This is a genomic window from Pseudomonas sp. FFUP_PS_473 (genome assembly GCF_002858665.1).
In the GTDB taxonomy this organism is placed as follows: domain Bacteria; phylum Pseudomonadota; class Gammaproteobacteria; order Pseudomonadales; family Pseudomonadaceae; genus Aquipseudomonas; species Aquipseudomonas defluvii.
On record NZ_PJQQ01000130.1, the window covers coordinates 1 to 316 of the forward strand.

Annotated in this window: 1 protein-coding gene; it reads left to right on the top strand. The window is 61.4% G+C overall.

What is annotated here, in order from left to right; genetic code table 11:
- On the top strand, positions 1 to 316 hold a 316-nt coding region (locus tag CYD26_RS25185; protein WP_218197076.1), incomplete at both ends, for a hypothetical protein.

Here is a 316-nt window from a genome sequence, read left to right on the forward strand (position 1 = left end):
GGCTCTGGACACCGCCAACTCAGCCAAGACTGCTGCGGACCTGGCTGTAACCGAGGCCACTACTGCCAAAACCAGCGCTCAGTCGGCTCTGGACACCGCCAACTCAGCCAAGGGCGCTGCGGACCAGGCTGTAATCAATGCCACTGCTGACAAAGCCAGCGCTCAGTCGGCTCTGGACACCGCCAAATCAGACAAGACTGCTGCGGACCTGGCTGTAATCGAGGCCACTGCTGCCAAAGCCAGCGCTCAGTCGGCTCTGGACACCGCCAACTCAGACAAGACTGCTGCGGACCTGGCTGTAACCGAGGCCACTACT